Raw genomic sequence first — 17161 nt, forward strand, 5'->3', positions numbered from 1 at the left:
ATTACTTATTTTTCTTCGTGATACTCGTCATCAACGTTGATCGCCCAGATGGCGGCCTTGTCGGTATTGGCGGTCAGGATCGATTCCACTGCCAGCTTGGCGGTCAGCATGGAGTGATCCTGGTTGTTGTAGCGGTGCATGCCGTTGCGGCCCACCAGAAACAGATTGCCAATCCGGTCGATCTGTTCACGCAGCGTGTCAAACTCGTCATAGCTGCCGAAATACGCCGGGTAGGCTTTTTCTACCTTCACCACGGTGCCATCAAGCACTTCGGCTTTATCGATCAGACCAATCTTCACGAGTTCGTCCTGGGCAAATTCAAAGAACTTGTCCTTGGGCATTTCCCACAGCTCGTCGCCTTCGGAACAGAAATACTCCAGGCCCAGCCACACTGTATTGGGTTCATCCACGACCAGATACGGGCTCCAGTTGTTGAAAATCTGCAACCGGCCCAGTTTAACGTCGCGCTCCTGGATGTAAATCCAGTTATCCGGCAGCAGATTGTTGGCGGTGCCTGGCAAAGAATGTTTGTTTTGGCGCAGTTTGCGCACCAGCACACCCACGGTGATGAAGTCGCGGTATTGCAGGCCGGCGGCCACCCGCTGCGCTTCGGCCCCCAGCGCGGGCGAGATACCGGCAACCAGTTCGCGAACCGGCATGGTTGAGATGACATGGTCCGCCCCAAACTCGCGGATTTCGCCAGTTTGGGTATTGCGCGCGCTGACGCTGGCAATGCGGTCGCCTTCCCGTTTCAAGCCCACGGCCTTGTGGTGGAAATGAATCTCACCACCCAGCTCGCGCACTTTTTCTGCGACCACTTCCCACATCTGGCCGGGGCCAAGACGCGGGTAGAGAAATTGCTCGATCAGGCTGGTTTTGACTTCTTTTTGCTCACCACCGGCTACGTTTTTAACAATCTGTCGTGCCGCATGCTTGAGCGCCTCGGTAATCGACAAGCCCTTGATGCGTTGGGCCCCCCATTCCGGGCTGATTTCCTGGCACGGTACGCCCCAGACTTTCTCGGTGTAATCCTTGAAGAAGGTCAAATAGAGTTCGCGGCCAAAGCGGTTGACGATAAAGTCTTCCAGGCTTTTCTCGGGGGAAATCGGGTTCAGGCGCGCTTTGGAATAACTGGCCATAATCCGGGCAATCCGCACCGGACCCAGATTGCGCACCGTATTCAGATTCATTTTGACCGGGTAGTCAAAGAAGCTGCGCAAGAAGTAGATCCGCGACAGCCGCGGGCGCAACAGCATGTGGCGATCATCATCCGTGCTGTCTTGCGTATCAATGCTGCGCTGTTTGTTCTGGTAAGAGATCACCGCATCGCCGCCATCACCGCGCGCGGGCAGTATCTGTTGCCACCAGTTCATGACCCAGTCAGATTTGGAGAAAAACCGATGTCCGCCAATATCCATGCGGTTGCCGTTGTAATTGATGGTTTTTGAAATGCCACCAATATCACCGGAGGATTCAAGCACGATGGGTTTGAAGCCCTGATTGGCGCGGAGCAACTCCAGCGCAGCAGTCAGACCGGCGGGGCCGGCACCAATGATCACAACTTGTTTTTGGGTCATGTTTCAGGAAGGTCGGATTTGCGAAAAAAACTACTCAGCCAGTTGAGCACGTTGCTGTTTTCACTGAACAGCAAATACCGTCGGCCAAAGAAATTGAAGAAGAAGACTGCCGCAGTGGCAACCAGTTTGCCGGTTTTATAATCCACCCCTGCTTCAGCGAGGCCGTAGATCACCAGATCATTGATGAATAGTCCAGCGACTCCGACAGACGCAAAAATTATGAACTCAAGCGGATGCTTGTCGGCATTATTCTTGCTGAATACGAAATGCAAACATAATACGTAATTCAGTATCAGCCCGACGACAAAACCGGTTGTGGCAGCGTAAATGGTTCCCCAATGCAACACTTCACGGCAAAACGTCAGGGTAGAGAAATCAAGCGCAAAAGCCGCGCCGCCGACAAAGCCGTAACGCAGCAATTGTTTGAAAAGCGAATTCATCGGGCTGATCCGGACAGGAAATGCGAGCAGTCGTAAAGGTACATGGATTGCGGCGCACCCGGGATTTTGGGAGACCAACGGGATACCACATACCCTGGAAGGTCAACATAGCTCACCACAAAGTTGATTTGCGGATCAGCTTGGCAAAGCAGCTGGAATGTTTGTGCATCCCCGATGCATTGCCGCGCGTCGTTGCTGCCCTCGCACCCCTTGATTGATCTGGCCTGGGCAACCTGCATGGTCAGCGTTTGCCGTTTGTTGTATGCCATGGCCAGTTCCCGGTTAAAGACAATGGCCGCGGCGCTCATGCCACTAACATAACTGGCCCGTTGCAGGGCCACCCATGGATAGGGAAAGAACTCGGGCCAGTACACATTCGCCGTGCGGGGAATATGTTGGTCGAATGGATTTTGCCCAGAGTTCGTTTCAGTAGCGTGTTGCCAATCCGAGCGTTGGTCCCAGACAAAGAGTACGAGCGCAAAACTGGCAATCAACACGACAAAACGCAGCGTGTTCCTGCGCGCAAGGTAGCAAAGCAGTAATACCAGCAGGCAGAAAACGGCACTTAAAAGACGTGGGTAAAACCCGGTCAGATGGATGCTTGCAAACAGGTGTTTGTCATAGATGATCTGCGCTACGGCCTCGGCACTGAGCGCGATCAGTAGCACTGTCATCATGATGACATTGTAGACGCGTTGTAAAAACGGGCGGATCTTGTTCGCGCCAGGGAAATAAGACATTTCCAGACCCAGCATGCAAAACAGCAAGCTGATCTGAAAATTGCGGGCAAGGTAGGCCAGCAGCACCAGTTGCAGGGTGAGGATATGGCGATAATCAGGGCGTTCTGCTTCGCTGAAGAGCAAAATCAGTCCAAGGCAGTCCAATACCACCACCAGCCACATGCCACGCCACAGCTGCAGTGAGGTGCCCAGTACGCTATGGATGACATCCGAACCCAACACCGCGAGTGCCAGCAGAGGAATCGCCATGAAACCCAGCACAGTAAATACACGCTGGTTTACCGGATTTTTGAAGGCGCGCAGCAGGCAAAGTGTCAGGGTCAACTGCGCTGCCAGCAGATTAAAGTCAGCCTGACGCCATTGGGAAAAAAAGCACTGCGCGGTGTTTCGCCTGGCGGCTGCCAGCCAGAGTGGATCGTACAAAACGTCCCAGCTGTTAAATGGCCCAACCCGTAAAGCGCAGAGACCCACCAGCACGAGCAGCAAAACAGGAACACCACAGAGAAGGACTTTCTGGCGTTGAGCGCGCGTCATCCCTGTGAGATGCCAGACGACGAACATGACCAAACCCGGTAACGTCATCAGAGGATGCACTGCCGCAGACAACGCAAAGCAGGCCAGCGCGGCCTTCCAGCGACCACGGAAAGTCAGCCCTAATGCAAACAGCGTCAGCGGTTCTGCGTAGCTGCGGGCAGTGAGAAAATCTTCTGAAATTGTGAAGATGTTGTAGCCACCATAACCGCCAGGCATGGCGATGACGGCCAACCCGGCCGCAAACAGCGCAAACCGCCGCAAGCCAAGGCTGTATGCCAGAAACAAATAGCCGGCAAACCACAACAAATGGGCGACAAACATCAACCCGATCGATGATCTGGACACGCCCAGCCACTTGATTGCCGTGGCCTGCAGCGAGGCAAAAATGGTGAACTGGTCCTGGGAACCAAAAACAAAAAACAGATCGTGCCCAAACGTTGCAGGGCTTAGGTGCAAGAGCGCCTGCGCCAGGTAAAGTACACCATCGTGATAGATGCCATGCCAGGAGTGGGCAGACATCCAGCCGATGATGGCAATGGCGAGGAGTTGCCATTCGGGGATCTGGCCGGGCAAGGCTTTCAGTGCTTGCCTTGCACGATTGAACCATGGCTTCGATAAGCTACTGGATGAGCCCTCTGCCGCTTGAGTGCCAAGCATGAAATCTGCAGAGGTTTCCTGGCCCGTTGGCGCACGCAAGTTTGGCTCGGCAGGGATCATTTTTTCTTTTTCCCCTGCAAATAATCTTTGCAGCGGTAGAGGTAAATGGTCTCGGGGCCGAACGGCACTCGAGGTGTCCAGGTCGCAAGGGCTTTTCCGTCTAGCGGGTAGTAAGTAACCAGGTAAGCCAACCGGTCATCGATATCACATTCTTTGAGTGAACTGGCTATCAGATTGGTAGCGCAGTCATCTTCGGAGTATCCGTGAGCCTGGCATGCCTTGATATCTGCGGCGTGGTAAACCAACTGACGGCGTTGCACGTATTCCAGTGCAAATGCCTTGGTAAAGGGAACGCCTGCAGCACTCATTATGTTGAGGTAAGAGGGGCGATTGAGAATAATCCAGGGGTAGGGGTTGAAAGAGCCCCAGAGAACTGCTTCATCTTTACCAATATAGTGGCTGAACGGATTACGGTCACCGATATTTTCAGTGTAAATAGTCCAAAGCGGGCGCCTATCCCAAGTGAGCAAAGTGAGTACGATCAGCACGGTCAGAATAAGGCCGCGTATGACGGATTTTGGAGAGAGGCAAAAAAAAGTGAGGGCAACAGCAATGATAAATAAAGAAACTGCCCTGGGAAATAGAAGTTGATAATAGGAGTAAGGGGACATTCCTCCTACCAAAGGCAGTTGAAGCCAGTTTTCATTTAGAAAGGCTGCAATAACACCAACAATAAGCGCACTACTGATGGCAATTCGAATTCGCGGATCAAGATGAATTTCTCGGTGAAACACGGTTAATAGCACGCTTGATCCGATCAATATGGAAGACCAAGGGTAGTACTGGGCAAATAAACTGATCACCGCACAAGCCAGTGCCCAGAAGTAAACCGGATCAAGTCGGTGACGATTGCTCCAGAACCAGGGGAGTACGAGGAGGTGGACAATCAGATTCCAGACCCACTGGGCGCGCCAAAGCTGACAAGAAACAATGAAGACATTTTTGAGTACATCCGCGCCAATGTAGGTGAGCAACATGGCGCTGATAAAAACGGCAGTACTTGCGAGCACCAGGCGTCGTAGTGGGCCGTCTTCGGCCAGGCGGAAATAAAGAAGGATAATCGCGAGGTTGACCAGCACCGGCGCCCAGTCTTTCCATTTCCAGAACCAGACAAACAGGTCGGCAGTCCAGGTTGAGGTCACCGCATACCACGCACCATCGTAGCTCTTCGTCAGATTGCCAAAGGGAGGCACTTTAAATACGACAAGCAGTACAACTGAAGCGACAAGAATAAGGGTAAACGCAGCGTAGACCCATTTTTGTCGAGAGTCTTGCAGGATTAGAGCGAGGGAAACATACCAGATTGCCAATCCGGGCAGAGCGATAAGGGGGTGAATCGTTGCAGCAAAGGCAAGTACAATTAGTGAACTAACTGTCTTTTGACGGACGAGCAATGCAATACCCAGGATAACCAGCGGTTCGGAATAACTCCGCGCCGTCAAAAAGCCTTCCGCAGAGGTGAATAGCGTGGCTGCGCCATAATATGTTAGCAGTGCTATGCCGAGCACCAAACCAAGGTACACGGACGACCATTGCTTGAAAATGCTACGTAGCAAGAAGGTCAGGCTGCCAAACCAGGCCAGTTGCCCCAGAAACATCATGGACCGCGCGGCGTTGGGCAACCCAAGCCACAAAATGACTTTTCCATATAACCAGGAAAACCAGGTGAAGCTATCTTGCGATCCGTACAGGAAAAATAAGTCTCCTGCGTAATGATCAGGATAGATTGACCGGAGTGCCTGGCCAGCATAAAGAAAACCGTCATGGCGAATGCCCAGATAAGGATGGGAAATCAGCCAGCCACAGAAAAGTACCGCAAGCCAGAGCCAGAATGGCAATTGTTTAAGTGGATGCACAAAAGCATCGAATCTTGCGTAGGTGGGGGGCAGGCTGGTTTTCATTCGCCGATATAACAGGTGGGGGATTAAACAGATGACAAAACGCCTTCCAGAATAACAGGAAGGCGTTTTGAAGAGCTGAAGTACTTCTACAGCTATTTAAAGCTTAGCCGCGGCACTGTGCCGGCAGGTATTTCTGAGCAACACCGGTACCAACGGAAGAAGTGCAGGCCCAGGTCAGTACACCAACGGGGATGGTGCCACTGGCCAGCGACGATGTGGTGCTGGAGTCTGTCGGGTGCAGCACAATGTTGCTGTTACCAGCTTTGGCAGTGTAGGCAATGTTGATGTTGCCGTTGGCGGGATCGATAGTGATGGAGTTGATGTTGGCAGTCGAACCCGGAGCGTTATAGCCCAAGCCCAAGGAAGTGCCGTTAGCAGCGTTTTCAGCAACAGTCACCTTGGCAGCGTCAGCCAGGCCCAGACCTTCAGTGATACGGGCGCGGACGGTGTAGTCCTGGTAAGCCGGGATGGCCACAGCGGCCAGAATACCGATGATCGCAACAACGATCATCAGTTCGATCAGGGTGAAACCCTTTTGCATGCGTTGCATGTTCAGTCTCCGAAAATTTGTTTGTTGGTGTGCGGTGGCACCGCGCCAGCGAATACAGAGCAAAAGCTATGCCAGCGGAATGACAGTCGCCGGCGCATTGTGCCCGGCTTGGTATCTGTTGCAAAGTTGCTTATAATGCTGGCTCCGCCGTTGTAGCTCAGTTGGTAGAGCAACTGATTCGTAATCAGTAGGTCGAGTGTTCGATTCACTTCAACGGCACCAAAGACAGTAAGGGTCAGGCTTTCGAGCCTGGCCCTTCTTCGTTTCCGGGGTCTGGCGGGTTGATTGCAAACGCCATAATCACGACGCGCTTATGTCCGCAGAACCACGCCAGGCGGCGACGAGTGGCGGGATTGTGGTGCAAAAACAAAGGCCGGCGTGGGGTTCCACGTCGGCCTTTGTGCCCGGATGTGACAAAAATCGTCACCCGGAATTTCTGTAATTCGTCAGGTTTCTCTTATATTCGCCCTGACCCGCTTGAACTTAAGCCACGCCAGCGGTGAGCCCGGCCGGGTTTTGACCGGTGAGCAGGTAGTCGATCAGCTCGCGGACCGGGCGGATGGCATTGCCAAAGGGCAGGCTGTCGGCACCACGGAAGAAGAGGCCACGATTTACTTCGCCGCGCATGGCTGCAGCCAGTTTCAGATCAATGCAGAACTGCCCCACCTTGGCCAGACCATCGCGCAGGCCACAGACGGATAGGCAATTGAGGCCTTGTGTGCAACGCGCCGGGTCTGCTTTGGCGTTGGATTGCAGGCGTGCTTCACGGTTGATGTAGTTTTTGAGCCAGGGCGTGAGCACGGCGCGGGCGGGCAGGCCGGCCACGCTCATGAATTCCACGATGTCTTCATCACGCGCGTTGGCCAGCACTTCTTTGAAGTTGGGGTGGGCATCGCCTTCTTCTGACACCGCAAAGGCGGTGCCCAGTTGCACGCCGCTGGCGCCGCTTTGCAGATAATGCTGAACCTTGGCGTGGCTGTTGATGCCGCCGGCCACGATGAGTGGGATGCGCAGGCTTTCCAGTTGCAGGTCTTTGAAAATCTGCAGGGTTTCGCTGAGCACACGATCAAAGCCGAATTTTTCGTTGTGGACATCATCCAGGCGCGTCGCGCCCAGGTGGCCGCCAGCGTGGCCCGGGTGTTCGATCACAATGGCATCGGGCAGGCGGTTTTTCTTGAGCCACTTTTTCAGCACTACGCTAATGCCGCGGCTGTCCGAAAGGATGGGGACCAGGGCGATCTCCGGATGATCTGCCGTGATCTCGGGCAGGTCCAGCGGCAGGCCCGCGCCCATGACGATGGCGTCGGCACCGGCTTCGCAGGCGCAGCGCACGTAGTCGGTGTTGGCCGAGACGGCCTTCATGACGTTGACGGCGATGAGACCGTTGCCTGCGGCGGTGGCTTTGGCCAGGTGTACTTCGCGGGTGAGCGCTTCGAAGTTGAGCGCATCCAGACCGGCCTGGTCTTTGATGGTTTTGCTCTGTTCCATCAGGTCGGGGTGATGATGACGCAGATCAACGCTCGCGACTGTACCCATAGCGCCCTCGCGGGCGACCGCGCCAGCCAGTTTGTGCGCCGAAATACCCACGCCCATGCCACCCTGAACAACAGGGAGCAAGGCTTTGCCTTTGATCAGCAGTGGTTTGAAAGCATGTTGCAGCATGGGTGAGTCTCCCGCCGTGATGGCGATTCCGGGTTAAGAGCGGGGAGTCTGCGGCTTTGCCTCTGGTTTGATTTTGATTTAGATCAAAGCGTTACCGGGAGGATGATGCCGTGTATACAAATCACCAAAACCAGTGTGACTAATGCGTACGCACTTGCGTGCCGGGCAACAATTGGCGTAACCGGGCCAACATGGCGGTGTCCGGCCAGCCTGGCGGTACGGGTTGTTGCAGCAGCATGGCGCTACTGCAGCCTGACGCCCGAAATGGTTGCAAGACAAAATCCTGGATACCTTGCACGGCCAGTGTACCGGCCAGTTGCAGTAGCGAATCCAGGTTGTGCAAGGCGGGGTGGATGGTGGTACGGCACTCAAAGGGGACGCCGCTTTCCACCAGCATTTGCAGCGAGGCACGCGCGGCCTGACCGCTGTTACGGATCTGTGTGACCTGTTCGTAATCGGCAAAGGGCGCTTTGACGTCAAACCCGACCCAGTCCAGCAGTGGCAGGCATTGCTTGAAGCGGGCCGGATAGGCTCCGCCAGTGTGCAGGGCGATTTTGAAGCCGAGAGCGCGGCTGTCTTGCATCATCTGCGGCAGCCAGTGTTCTGCCAGCGGTTCGCCGCCGCAGAACACGACGGCATCCAGCAAGCCTTTTCTGGTGGCCAGCCAGGCCAGGGTGTCATCCCAAGAAGGGGTAGTGGGGCCTTTGTGCCGAGCCTGCAAATGCGGATTGTGGCAGTAGTGGCAGCGCCACGGGCAGCCAGAGATAAACACCACAGAGGCTAGATGACCGGGGTAGTCGCAGCTGGAAAACGGCACCACACCGCCCAGTTTGGGCGGTGTGCGTGGATGGTCATCGGCATTCATGGCCGTTCCTGGAAGAATTGGCGTTCCTTGAATTCACCCTGTTTGCCAATATTGAAGGCGGATACCGGGCGGTGGTAGCCCATCACCCGGGTCCATACTTCGCAACGCGTGCGCTCTTCGGTTTTGAGGGCAGGGATTGCGGACTGGGCGGTGTCGATCAAGGTCTGGGTGGCGCGGTCGTTCATGGCATGCTCCAAAAAAAACAAGGTGGGTAGAAAAAGAACGCGACCGGCATTCCGTGGCAATCTCCGGTCGCGTCGCTGCTAGTTGCAGCAAACTGGTTTGGCGGCCAGCAGTTCCTGATCGCACTTGGGGCAGAACTCGTGATGCCCGCTGAGATAACCGTGTTTCGGGCAGATCGAGAACGTCGGCGAGACCGTGATATACGGCAGCCGAAAGCGCGTTAGCGCGCGGCGAACCAGGGCCCGGCAGGCGTCGGCCGAAGAGATCGCCTCGTTCATATACAGGTGCAGTACCGTACCGCCGGTGTATTTGCGCTGTAGCGCGTCCTGGCGTTCCAGTGCTTCAAACGGGTCATCGGTAAAGCCGACCGGCAATTGGGTGGAGTTGGTGTAATACGGCTGATCTTCTGTGCCGGCTTGCAAAATATCCGGATAGCGGCGTTTGTCTTCTTTGGCAAAACGGTAGGTGGTGCCTTCGGCCGGCGTGGCTTCCAGGTTGTACAAGTGGCCGGTTTCTTCCTGGAAGCGGGTCATGTTTTCGCGGATGTGGTCCATCAAGCGCGTGGCCAGATCGTAGCCATAAGCGGTGGTGATATCGTCCTGATCTGCCGTGAAGTTGCGGATCATCTCGTTGACGCCGTTCACGCCCAGCGTGGAGAAATGGTTGCGCAGCGTGCCGAGATAACGCTTCGTATACGGGTAGAGGCCACCATCGATCAGACGCTGGATCAGTTTGCGTTTGATCTCCAGGCTTTGTTTGCCCAACTCCATCAATTCATCCACCCTGCCAAACAGGCCCGCTTCATCGCCCTTGAACTCATGGCCGATGCGGGCGCAATTGAGGGTCACTACGCCCAGGCTACCGGTTTGTTCGGCCGAACCAAACAGACCGTTGCCGCGCTTGAGCAGTTCGCGCAGGTCCAGTTGCAGGCGGCAGCACATGGAGCGAACCATGTGCGGCTCCAGATCACTGTTCAAAAAGTTCTGGAAATACGGCAAACCGTATTTGGCGGTCATCTCAAACAACAGGGCCGTGTTGGGATGATCCCAGTCAAAATCCGGCGTGATGTTGTAAGTGGGGATAGGGAAAGTGAATACACGGCCGCGTGCATCGCCTTCCATCATGACTTCGATGTAGGCGCGGTTAATCATATCCATTTCGGTTTGCAGATCACCGTAGGTGAACGGCATCTCCACACCGCCCACGTAGGGAATCTGCTCCCGCAAATCTGCCGGGCAAGTCCAGTCGAACGTCAGATTGGTAAACGGAGTTTGCGTGCCCCAGCGGCTGGGCACGTTCAGGTTGTAGATTAACTCCTGGATGTACTGCTTGACCTGCGTGTAGCTCAGCTTATCCACCCGCACGAACGCAGCCATATAGGTATCGAACGACGAAAACGCCTGGGCACCCGCCCATTCGTTTTGCAGCGTGCCCAGAAAATTGACAATCTGCCCAATGGCGGACGACATATGCTTTGGTGCGGTCGCCTCCACTTTGCCCGGCACGCCATTAAAACCTTCGTGCAGCAAGCGGCGCAGCGACCAGCCAGCGCAATAACCCGACAGCATGTCCAGATCGTGGATATGGATGGCGCCAGAGCGGTGCGCCGCGCCAATTTCGGGTGGGTAAACGTGGTTGAGCCAGTAATTGGCAATCACCTTGCCGCTGGTGTTGAGAATCAGCCCACCCAGGCTCCAGCCCTGGTTGGCATTGGCGTTAATACGCCAATCGGACTGGTTGAGGTATTCGTTGATGCTGGCCTCAACATCCACCACCGTACGCACGTCCGAGCGCAGCCGCGCGTGCTGGCTACGCCAGGTGATATAAGCGCGTGCGGTCTTCAGGTAGCCGTCGCCTAGCAGGGCTTCTTCAACATGATCCTGAATGATCTCGATGCCAGGGCTGGTGAGGCCAGCCTGCGCCAGCCGCCCCGTAATCCGCTCGGTCAGCTTCTGGGCCGTGGCGGCATCAAATTCACCGCTGTTTTGGGCTGCCGCAAGCAAGGCGCGGGCGATGCGGCTGGCATCAAAGCCGACAATACGACCATCGCGCTTGTGAACATGGGTGGGCTGACTGGACACGGCGTACCTCAATATCTTGTTGTTGATGTGGGCTCAGGCACAAGATATTGGGGTTTTATACGTAATGGCGTGTTGACCGGGGTCAATTCTCAGAATAGTGAGCATTGCCCCTTGTCGGCAGGCCTGTCAGGTGGTGGGGTTTAGCCGGCTGGTCAGCCACTGCACCAGCATTTCGCGCATTTCATCGAGTGCCTGCGGGCGTGTTGGCAGATCTTCTTCGCCGTTCAAGGCCACAGCCGCTTTCATGATTTGCAGCACCACCACGGCGACGGGGGCCAGTGCTTCATCGGTTTTGTCAGGGGCTTTCAGGCGCAAAATGGCCAACACATGTTCGCGCATTTTCTGCCGTACCCCCATGGCCTTCACCGGTGGTGCGCCGCGCGCTTCCACCAGTACGGCAAAGGCCGGATGAGCCGCGCGGAACTGGATCAGCGCCGTGAACAGATGACGGGCCGTATCGGCCACGGACCATTGGGTGGCCTGTTGGGTGAGCAGGTCCATACGCTGGTACAGGTCGGCGGCGTGATCGGTCAGCACGGCATCCGCTACATGTTCTTTGGTGGGGAAAAACTGGTACAAAGAACCGATGGATGAACCCGCCTGAGCGGCGATTTCAGTCATCGTCGTGGCCTCGAAACCCTTGCTGGCAAAGAGCTGGTCAGCCGCTTCCAGCAGTGCGGCCACGCGCAGGCGGCCACGCTCGCGCTGCGGCTGTCTGGCGGTGACACTTGCGTTTTGTGAGTCCATCCTCATATACTCGGTGTGTTTTATGAGGTTTCCCTCACATATTGACGGAGTGTAACGACATGCTTGATCCAAAAACAACTGCCCTGGTGCTGATTGACCTGCAACAAGGCATCTTGCCGTTTGCTGGCGGTCCGCACAGTGCACAAACTGTGGTTGATCATGCGGCGCAACTGGCAAAGCGGTTTCGCGAACTGAATGCGCCGGTGGTGCTGGTGCGTGTGGGTTGGTCGGATGACTTTGGTGATGCGCTCAAACAACCGGTAGATCAACCGTCTCCGGCCAGGGCCCTGCCGGAGAACTGGATGATCTTTGCACCCGAACTGGCGGTTACCGAGCAGGATATCAAGATCACCAAGCGTCAGTGGGGTGCGTTTTACGGTACGGATCTGGATTTGCAACTGCGTCGTCGCGGTATCAAGACCATTGTGCTGGCTGGCATCTCGACCAATATCGGCGTGGAATCCACCCTGCGTGCGGCCTGGGAACACGGGTATGCGGCGGTCGTGGCAGAGGACGCCTGCAGCGGTGCCAATGCCGAACATCACAACTTTGCCATGCAGACCATCTTTCCAAGATTGTCTCATGTGCGCAGCACCGAAGCGGTTCTGGCAGACCTGGCCGCCTGAACCCCAGCCACACGGTGACATCAGAAAACGGGCGTTCGCAGCGCCCGTTTTGTTTTTACAGGTTCAGACACGTTCCAGCTTGCGGTGCGGTAGCGGCGGCAGGGTCACGCTGATGAGGTCACCGGGCCGGACTGCGCCACCGGCCAGCACAATGCCCATGACACCGGCCTTGCGCACCAAATTGCCCTGGGCATCTCGCCCCAGTACGGCGGCGGTCAGTCCGGGCTGGTGGTGATCCAGTTGCCCACACGGATTACGCAAGCCGGTGATCTCGATGATGGCATCGGGGCCAAGGTGCAGACGGGCGCCTTGCGGTAGCGCTAGCAGATCAATGCCACGGGTGGTGATGTTCTCACCCATCTCGCCGGGTTGCAGGGTAAAGCCGGCAGCGGCCAGTTCATCGTGCAACTCGCCGTGGATCAGATGCACCTGCCGCAAATTGGGTTGCGTCGGGTCGGCCGCCACGCGGGAGCGATGTTTCACCGTGACGCCCATATGCGCATCGCCCTCTACCCCAAGCCCGGCCAGCAGCCGGATCGCAGCGGTATTGGATTTGCTGAACGTGTGGCCAGTGCTCAGGCTGACATGGCTGACGGTGGCCGGCATGCGTTAGCCCGCGGCCTGGCAGATCGCGACGTACTGGCGCACGACGTTGGCGTAGCCTTGCTCCAGCGCTTCGACGGTGAGGGCATGGCCAATAGAGACCTCATTGACCCCGCGTACCGCGCTCAGAAAATCGGCCAGGTTATCCAGATTAAGATCATGCCCGGCATTCAGGCCCAGCCCGGCCTGGCTGGCGGCTGCGCCGGCCTGCACATAACTGTCGATGACGCTGGCGTGTGAGCCTTCGCCATGCTTGAGCGCATAGTCTTCGGTATAGAGTTCCACGCGGTCTGCACCGGTTTGCGGGGCCAGTGCCACTTGCGCCGGGTCCGGGTCGACAAACAGGCTGACACGCACCCCGGCCGCATGCAGTTCGGCCACGACCTCTTGCAAAAACGTCAGATGGCTGCGGATATCCCAGCCGTGGTCGGAGGTAATCTGGCCCGGTTCATCGGGCACCAGCGTGCATTGCGCGGGCCGTGCTTGCAGCACGACATCCAGAAACTCACGCGAGGGGTAGCCCTCAATATTGAGTTCTGCACCGGCAAAGTCTTTGACCAGTGCGGCCAGTGCCATGGCGTCGGCATTACGGGCATGCCGCTGGTCCGGGCGCGGGTGGATGGTCACGCCGCTGGCGCCGTTTTCCAGCGCAATCCGGGCGAAGTGTTCGACAGAGGGGTAATCCCGCCCGCGTGAATTGCGGATCAGGGCGATCTTGTTCAGGTTGACGCTAAGCAGGGTGGGCATGTCGGAACGCTGTGTTTTCGCCAAAGCATGCATTTTTGCCTGATTGACCGGCCCTGTCCATTCCAGGCGCTGCCGCCTTAGTCAAACTCGGTCTGGCCGCTTTGGCGCAAGGCAAACAGGCGTGCAATCTGGGCGGGCAGAATGCGCCCTTCTGACAGCGGTGGCAGGGCGTCTGCGGCAAAGAAATCCACGCCATCGGTCTCAATACCATCCGGTGCGGTTTGTCCGGTGATTTCGCCTTCAAAAACCAGCTTCCAGATATGAAACGGCATCACCGGGTGAGGGTGCAGGTTCATGTCGATCAGCTTGAGCAAGCGGGTAATGCGGACCACGTAGCCGGCTTCTTCCAGCACCTCGCGCTCGGCACACTGGGCGGGGGACAGCCCGATATCGGCCCAGCCACCGGGGAGTGTCCACAGGCCATCGCTCATCTCACGCACCAGCATGATGCGGTTGTCGCGAAAGACCGCGGCGCGGACATCCAGCTTGGGATTGGCGTAGCCGGCTTCCGGCATGAAGATGCGGGCGACGTCCTCGGCTTTGGTGTTGCCAATCAGTTCTGCCATTTGTGCCTGCGCGATGGCGGCGACTTCTTCAAAGCGCTGGATATCAAACTTGTCTTTGCCGTAGGCAAGGCCAGTCTGGGCGATGGCGAGCAGGCGGCGGGCTTGTTCAAGGCGGGAGGTGGACATTTGAGGTGAGGGGGCAGGCTGTTGACCGGGTTATGGTCGGGGTGGCGGGGGGCTGTGTCAACCCGCAGGCCGCAGGTAGTTTTTACCGATTAGAGCCACTTCGTAGCCGAGCCGTCAGGCGGGAGTCCGGGTTGGAGGGCGTGTTGCGAGCGTAGGGTGGATTCGGAGCGGTAGCGACAATCCACCGTTTGCTGTGTTGGGGTGTTAGCGCCTGACGGCGCGGTTGGTTTTGATACCGGCGGTGGCCGGAGCACGTTACTTTCTTTGCTTCGCCAAAGAAAGTAACCAAAGAAAGGCGACCCCCGGACTTTTTCGCTCCGCGATGCCCTCAATCAGTCGGGAGCCTAAGGTCTCCCTCCCTCAATCGGAAAAGTCCTCGACAGGGGGAGAACGTCAAAGGCAACTTCAACGGCAACTTCAACGGCTGAGGCAACGGCAAGGCAACGTCACCCCAACCACCTGCGGTGATCGCTGGCCTAACCCCGCCAAAGCATATCCACATGTGCAATCCCGTCTTCGTCGTATTCCGGGCCAACGGTTTCAAAACCCAACGTGGCGTACATCTTTTGCAGGTGGGCTTGCGCGCCAATACGGTTGCCCTGACCGGGCCACAACAGGGCTGATTGGCGTAACCCCTCAGCCACCAACAGCTTACCCATACCGCCGCCGCGCGCTTCTGCCGCCACAACAACACGGCCGATGGAGGGCTCGGCATATTTCATGCCGGGCGGGACGATGCGCAAGGCGGCGACCACCTTGCCATCACGTTTACCCACCAGGTGCCAGGATGGCTGATCCAGGGCGTCCAGATCGGGGTAAATGCAGGTTTGCTCGATCACGAACACGTCCTGACGCAGTTTCAGATAGTCATACAAGGTGGGGGCATCAAACTGGGCAAATTCAAACCATGACCACTGGATATCGGCGGGGGCGGGTGTGTTCATGCTGGGTAGTCCTGGTGTTGGGCGACAAAAACAAACAGGCCGCAAAGGCGGCCTGTTGGGGGCAAGGGCAGGCCGGGGTCAGACGCCCAGGCGTTGACGCCACTTGCCAATCTGCAGACGCACTTGATTGGGCGCAGTGCCGCCAATGTGATCGCGTGCGGCAATGCTGCCGTCGGCGGTCAGCACTTCGGCAATGTCGGCCTCGATCAAGGACGAGAAGCTTTGCAGCTCGACCAGTTGCAACTCGGACAAGTCCTTGCGTTTTTCTTCGGCGTAACGCACGGCCAGTGCCACGGCTTCGTGGGCGTCGCGGAAGGGCAGGCCCTTCTTGACGAGGTAATCGGCCAGGTCGGTCGCGGTGGCGTAGCCTTGCTTGACGGCTGCGGCCATACAGTCCGGGCGCACCGTGATGCCACGCATCATGTCGGCGTAGATGCGCAGGGTGTCAGAGAGCGTGTCGACGGTGTCAAACAACGGCTCTTTGTCTTCCTGATTGTCTTTGTTGTAGGCCAGCGGTTGACCCTTCATCAGGGTCAGCAGAGACACCAGGTTGCCGTTAACGCGACCGGTCTTGCCGCGGACCAGTTCCGGCACATCCGGGTTTTTCTTCTGCGGCATGATCGACGAGCCGGTACAGAAGCGATCAGCAATATCAATAAAGCCAAAGCGCGGGCTCATCCACAGGATCAGCTCTTCTGACAGGCGCGACAGATGCGTCATGGTCAGCGAAGCGGCCGCAGAAAACTCGATGGCGAAGTCGCGATCCGACACGGCGTCGAGCGAGTTCTCACAGACCGCTTCAAAATTGAGCAGTTCAGCGGTGTACTGGCGATCCACCGGGAAGGTGGTGCCCGCCAGCGCAGCGGCGCCCAGCGGCAAGCGGTTAACGCGGCGGCGGGTGTCGGCAAAGCGTTCGGCGTCGCGGCCCAGCATTTCCACATAGGCCAGCATGTGGTGACCAAATGTCACCGGCTGGGCCACTTGCAGGTGCGTGAAGCCCGGCATCACTGTTGCGGCGTGCTTCTCGGCCAGATCCAGCAGCGACAATTGCAGGTCGTGGACCAGACCAATCAGCATGTCGATGGCGCCACGCAGGTACAGGCGAATGTCGGTAGCCACCTGATCGTTGCGGCTGCGGCCGGTATGCAGGCGCTTGCCGGCGTCGCCGATTTTCTCGGTCAGGCGACGCTCGATATTCATGTGCACGTCTTCCAGATCCAGCGACCATTCAAACGTGCCGTGGCGGATTTCGTCCAGGATATCCGCCATGCCGGACTGGATGGCGCGCAGATCGTCGGCGGTGAGCACGCCGGCGCGTTGCAGCATGGTGGCATGGGCCAGCGAGCCCTGAATATCCACCTCGGCCATGCGCTTGTCGAAATCGACCGATGCGGTGTAACGCTTGACCAGATCGGATACCGGTTCGGTAAAGCGGCCGGACCAGCCTTTCTTGGAATCCTGCATGAGGAAAACCCTGGAAACACGAAAAGAGGGGACTGATTATATGACGGTCGCGCTTCTGTTGCACTGCACCGTCCCTTCCTGGGAAGCA

The 17161-nt window shown here is 57.0% G+C and carries 16 protein-coding genes and 1 tRNA gene; 2 read left to right on the plus strand and 15 right to left on the minus strand.

Going from position 1 to position 17161, the window contains the following annotated elements:
• Positions 1 to 5: 5 nt before the first annotated feature.
• From HNQ50_RS15115 to HNQ50_RS15135, 5 genes are all read right to left on the minus strand, one after another.
• Complete coding sequence (locus HNQ50_RS15115) at positions 6 to 1577, minus strand: NAD(P)/FAD-dependent oxidoreductase (RefSeq protein ID WP_184102029.1); 1572 nt, start codon at positions 1575 to 1577, stop codon at positions 6 to 8.
• Positions 1574 to 2017, minus strand: coding sequence for a GtrA family protein (locus HNQ50_RS15120; RefSeq protein WP_184102030.1), 444 nt, complete (start codon positions 2015 to 2017; stop codon positions 1574 to 1576). The genes HNQ50_RS15115 and HNQ50_RS15120 overlap by 4 nt, the downstream gene beginning before the upstream one ends.
• Positions 2014 to 4008: a hypothetical protein gene (locus HNQ50_RS15125; RefSeq protein WP_184102031.1), complete on the minus strand. Its 1995-nt coding sequence runs from the start codon at positions 4006 to 4008 to the stop codon at positions 2014 to 2016. Before HNQ50_RS15125 ends, HNQ50_RS15120 begins: the two co-directional genes overlap by 4 nt.
• Positions 4005 to 5909 carry a hypothetical protein gene (locus HNQ50_RS15130; protein WP_184102032.1) on the minus strand — a complete coding sequence of 635 codons (1905 nt, stop codon included), beginning with the start codon at positions 5907 to 5909 and terminating at the stop codon, positions 4005 to 4007. The genes HNQ50_RS15125 and HNQ50_RS15130 overlap by 4 nt, the downstream gene beginning before the upstream one ends.
• 103 nt (positions 5910 to 6012) lie before the next feature.
• On the minus strand, positions 6013 to 6459 hold the full coding sequence (locus HNQ50_RS15135; RefSeq protein ID WP_184102033.1) for a pilin: 447 nt from the start codon (positions 6457 to 6459) through the stop codon (positions 6013 to 6015).
• Positions 6460 to 6605: 146 nt separating this feature from the next.
• On the opposite strand from HNQ50_RS15135, the gene HNQ50_RS15140 reads away from it, so the two are divergent.
• Positions 6606 to 6681, plus strand: a tRNA-Thr gene (locus tag HNQ50_RS15140).
• A gap of 261 nt (positions 6682 to 6942) precedes the next feature.
• On the opposite strand, the gene HNQ50_RS15145 is transcribed toward HNQ50_RS15140, so the two are convergent.
• From HNQ50_RS15145 to HNQ50_RS15165, 5 genes are all read right to left on the minus strand, one after another.
• Positions 6943 to 8118 carry an NAD(P)H-dependent flavin oxidoreductase gene (locus HNQ50_RS15145; protein WP_221303215.1) on the minus strand — a complete coding sequence of 392 codons (1176 nt, stop codon included), beginning with the start codon at positions 8116 to 8118 and terminating at the stop codon, positions 6943 to 6945.
• Between the two features lie 142 nt (positions 8119 to 8260).
• Positions 8261 to 8986 (minus strand): anaerobic ribonucleoside-triphosphate reductase activating protein, encoded by a 726-nt coding sequence (locus HNQ50_RS15150; protein ID WP_184102035.1) that lies wholly within the window; start codon positions 8984 to 8986, stop codon positions 8261 to 8263.
• Positions 8983 to 9171: an anaerobic ribonucleoside-triphosphate reductase gene (gene nrdD / locus HNQ50_RS15155; RefSeq protein ID WP_184102036.1), complete on the minus strand. Its 189-nt coding sequence runs from the start codon at positions 9169 to 9171 to the stop codon at positions 8983 to 8985. The genes HNQ50_RS15150 and nrdD overlap by 4 nt, the downstream gene beginning before the upstream one ends.
• 78 nt (positions 9172 to 9249) lie before the next feature.
• The gene (locus tag HNQ50_RS15160) at positions 9250 to 11250 is read right to left on the minus strand and encodes a ribonucleoside triphosphate reductase (RefSeq protein ID WP_184102037.1); all 2001 of its coding nucleotides are present in this window, start codon (positions 11248 to 11250) and stop codon (positions 9250 to 9252) included.
• A 126-nt stretch (positions 11251 to 11376) separates the two neighbouring features.
• Positions 11377 to 11997: a TetR/AcrR family transcriptional regulator gene (locus HNQ50_RS15165; RefSeq protein WP_221303205.1), complete on the minus strand. Its 621-nt coding sequence runs from the start codon at positions 11995 to 11997 to the stop codon at positions 11377 to 11379.
• Between the two features lie 59 nt (positions 11998 to 12056).
• Here HNQ50_RS15165 and HNQ50_RS15170 point away from each other — a divergent pair, with 59 nt between their 5' ends.
• The gene (locus HNQ50_RS15170; RefSeq protein ID WP_184102039.1) at positions 12057 to 12623 is read left to right on the plus strand and encodes a hydrolase; all 567 of its coding nucleotides are present in this window, start codon (positions 12057 to 12059) and stop codon (positions 12621 to 12623) included.
• A 63-nt stretch (positions 12624 to 12686) separates the two neighbouring features.
• Here HNQ50_RS15170 and HNQ50_RS15175 read toward each other — a convergent pair whose 3' ends face one another.
• From HNQ50_RS15175 to argH, 5 genes are all read right to left on the minus strand, one after another.
• Entirely contained in the window at positions 12687 to 13229 is a 543-nt protein-coding gene (locus HNQ50_RS15175; protein ID WP_184102040.1) for an MOSC domain-containing protein, read from the minus strand.
• Between the two features lie 3 nt (positions 13230 to 13232).
• A complete protein-coding gene (locus HNQ50_RS15180; protein ID WP_184102041.1) occupies positions 13233 to 13973 on the minus strand; it encodes a pyridoxine 5'-phosphate synthase in 741 nt (246 codons plus the stop codon).
• A gap of 77 nt (positions 13974 to 14050) precedes the next feature.
• Positions 14051 to 14665: an NUDIX hydrolase gene (locus HNQ50_RS15185; protein ID WP_184102042.1), complete on the minus strand. Its 615-nt coding sequence runs from the start codon at positions 14663 to 14665 to the stop codon at positions 14051 to 14053.
• Between the two features lie 476 nt (positions 14666 to 15141).
• Positions 15142 to 15609, minus strand: coding sequence for a GNAT family N-acetyltransferase (locus HNQ50_RS15190; protein WP_184102043.1), 468 nt, complete (start codon positions 15607 to 15609; stop codon positions 15142 to 15144).
• A gap of 78 nt (positions 15610 to 15687) precedes the next feature.
• Positions 15688 to 17073, minus strand: a complete 1386-nt coding sequence (gene argH / locus HNQ50_RS15195; RefSeq protein ID WP_184102044.1) for an argininosuccinate lyase — start codon at positions 17071 to 17073, stop codon at positions 15688 to 15690.
• Positions 17074 to 17161: the final 88 nt, after the last annotated feature.

It is taken from the genome of Silvimonas terrae, from assembly GCF_014202765.1.
GTDB lineage: Bacteria > Pseudomonadota > Gammaproteobacteria > Burkholderiales > Chitinibacteraceae > Silvimonas > Silvimonas terrae.

Bases quoted from the DNA above. Each gene is read 5' to 3' on its own strand.
- HNQ50_RS15150 (WP_184102035.1), bottom strand. From the start codon at position 8,986: ATGAATGCCGATGACCATCCACGCACACCGCCCAAACTGGGCGGTGTG.
- argH (WP_184102044.1), bottom strand. From the start codon at position 17,073: ATGCAGGATTCCAAGAAAGGCTGGTCCGGCCGCTTTACCGAACCGGTA.
- HNQ50_RS15125 (WP_184102031.1), bottom strand. From the start codon at position 4,008: ATGATCCCTGCCGAGCCAAACTTGCGTGCGCCAACGGGCCAGGAAACC.
- HNQ50_RS15135 (WP_184102033.1), bottom strand. From the start codon at position 6,459: ATGCAACGCATGCAAAAGGGTTTCACCCTGATCGAACTGATGATCGTT.
- HNQ50_RS15175 (WP_184102040.1), bottom strand. From the start codon at position 13,229: ATGCCGGCCACCGTCAGCCATGTCAGCCTGAGCACTGGCCACACGTTC.
- HNQ50_RS15190 (WP_184102043.1), bottom strand. From the start codon at position 15,609: ATGAACACACCCGCCCCCGCCGATATCCAGTGGTCATGGTTTGAATTT.
- nrdD (WP_184102036.1), bottom strand. From the start codon at position 9,171: ATGAACGACCGCGCCACCCAGACCTTGATCGACACCGCCCAGTCCGCA.
- HNQ50_RS15115 (WP_184102029.1), bottom strand. From the start codon at position 1,577: ATGACCCAAAAACAAGTTGTGATCATTGGTGCCGGCCCCGCCGGTCTG.
- HNQ50_RS15180 (WP_184102041.1), bottom strand. From the start codon at position 13,973: ATGCCCACCCTGCTTAGCGTCAACCTGAACAAGATCGCCCTGATCCGC.
- HNQ50_RS15130 (WP_184102032.1), bottom strand. From the start codon at position 5,909: ATGAAAACCAGCCTGCCCCCCACCTACGCAAGATTCGATGCTTTTGTG.
- HNQ50_RS15185 (WP_184102042.1), bottom strand. From the start codon at position 14,665: ATGTCCACCTCCCGCCTTGAACAAGCCCGCCGCCTGCTCGCCATCGCC.
- HNQ50_RS15170 (WP_184102039.1), top strand. From the start codon at position 12,057: ATGCTTGATCCAAAAACAACTGCCCTGGTGCTGATTGACCTGCAACAA.
- HNQ50_RS15120 (WP_184102030.1), bottom strand. From the start codon at position 2,017: ATGAATTCGCTTTTCAAACAATTGCTGCGTTACGGCTTTGTCGGCGGC.
- HNQ50_RS15165 (WP_221303205.1), bottom strand. From the start codon at position 11,997: ATGGACTCACAAAACGCAAGTGTCACCGCCAGACAGCCGCAGCGCGAG.